The organism is Acidithiobacillus sp. TH-A36 (genome assembly GCF_057473445.1).
Map to the genome: position 1 here is coordinate 1 of NZ_JBYCKP010000053.1, position 1810 is coordinate 1810.

The following is a 1810-nucleotide window of genomic DNA, read 5'->3' on the forward strand; positions in this document are numbered from 1 at the left end:
GGATTCCGCCTCTCAGGGTTGTTCCGGAAGCAGAACGACAGCCCAAAAGCCACGAACTGGATGCCATTGCCGCGCAGATGGGTGTGGTGATTGTCCATGCAACCCAGGACCGCGCTTATTATCGTTCTGACCTGGATCGCATTCATCTTCCCATGCGGGAGCAGTTTCCAGACCAGCACGGATATGATGCGACCAAAGCGCATGAACTCGCCCATGCCACTGGACAGTCATCCCGGCTGGACCGGGACTCTCTGAAAACCTATGCAAAGCTGGAATCGCGCGCCGCCGAAGAAGTGACGGCTGAGATTGGTGCCTATCTGACATCCCTGCATCTGGGCATTCCGTATATGGGCGACAGTCCAGACATGACTGAGGAGCAGCATGCGGCCTATGTTGCGTCCTGGGGCAAAAATCTGACCCGGGATGAGCGGCGTCTGGCGGTTGATAATGGCCTGAAAGCCGCCGTGTATCTGGAGAAGCAGCTGGAACTTGCCAGACAACAGGGACTGCTGCAGGAGCAGGATATCGAAAAGAGTACCACTGTTCATGGTCATGAAATCCCTGCCGCAGCCATGAGTGTCGATACTGAAAACACGCACTGTGGATTCCTTGCGGACGAACTGATGCTGAACATGCCGGTTTACCTGGATCGACCACTGGAAACCGGCATGGAAAAAACGCCTGCCCTGGTGGTAGGAATCAACCGTGCTGGCAATGTTCGCGTCCGCACCATTTTGACTCCAGAGCAGATATCCCGCAGGGATGATGGGATTGAAGTGTTTCGCATCACGGATGATGCGGACCCGGACAAAGTTTTGGAAGTCGGGAAGGAATATGCCCGTCATGAAAGCGAACTGACCGAACGCACCGAAACAGTAGATCGCCTTGATCGTTCGTCCTTGCTGAAAGCCCCTGTCCCGCCCGCACAGGCGGCAGAAACATCTATCGTCAGACTTCGGCAGCTCTATGGTTTCGGCTCAGACAGGGCGCAGGGAAGTGGGCGTGACACACTGGAAACAGCCCCGGGAATGATGAAATCCATGCAGTCATCATCGGAGCGGGAAAACACGGATGATGGTCTGGAAATCGGTTTCTGAAGGACTGGAATAATCCCGGAATATCCATGAATACAGGAGGTTGACATGGCTACACCTGCGGAAGAACTTCACCAGGAAAATCCGGCCGAAGAATCCGGAATCAGCAAAGCGCAGAGAAAAACACTGCTGGATGCATTCCGCCAGGAGCGGGATACGGTACTTGATGCGCACCTTCAGACAATGGACAAGCTGGGGTCCCAGCACCTGCAGCAGCGCAAGGATCTGACGAAATCACTGGAAGATCAGCGGGAAGCATGGGAAAAGGCAAATGAAAAACTGCCCGCCAAAGCCCGGGAGTCAGCCTGGGCCATGGAGGTGGCCAGGCAGAAGGAAATGCTGGGAAAACAGCATCAGGCAGAACTGGAAACAGTGATCGCCAATGCGAATATTCCAGCCTGGCAGGATTACCTGAAGGACAAATCTCGCAGTGGTGACGTCACCGCCCAGGCACTGCTTGCTGAAATTGCGGATTTGCAGGCTAAAGGCCAGGGTGCGGGCCTGGAAGGTCCGGCGGAAGTAGCTCCCAAACCGCTGGTTCTGGAAGGTTTGACCAGCAAAATCGAAAAAGACGGCACCGCCGTACATTATCTGCGGCAAAATCAGGAAGTATTTACTGATCGGGGCAAGCGGATCGAGATGCTGGACAGTGGTGACCGTGAGATTGAAGCGGCCTTGCGGCTTGCCGCTGCCAAGTTCCGGGAAGGTACACCGCT

Annotated in this window: 2 protein-coding genes; both read left to right on the forward strand. The window is 55.1% G+C overall.

Translation table 11 applies throughout. From position 1 onward, the window contains the following. Positions 1–1097 (forward strand): zincin-like metallopeptidase domain-containing protein (locus AC2VLY_RS01370; protein ID WP_486921649.1); only part of this gene is annotated, 1097 nt, incomplete at its 5' end. 45 nt (positions 1098–1142) lie between these two features. Then, positions 1143–1810, forward strand: a 668-nt coding sequence (locus AC2VLY_RS01375; RefSeq protein WP_486921650.1) for an LPD7 domain-containing protein, incomplete at its 3' end; no start/stop codon positions are given.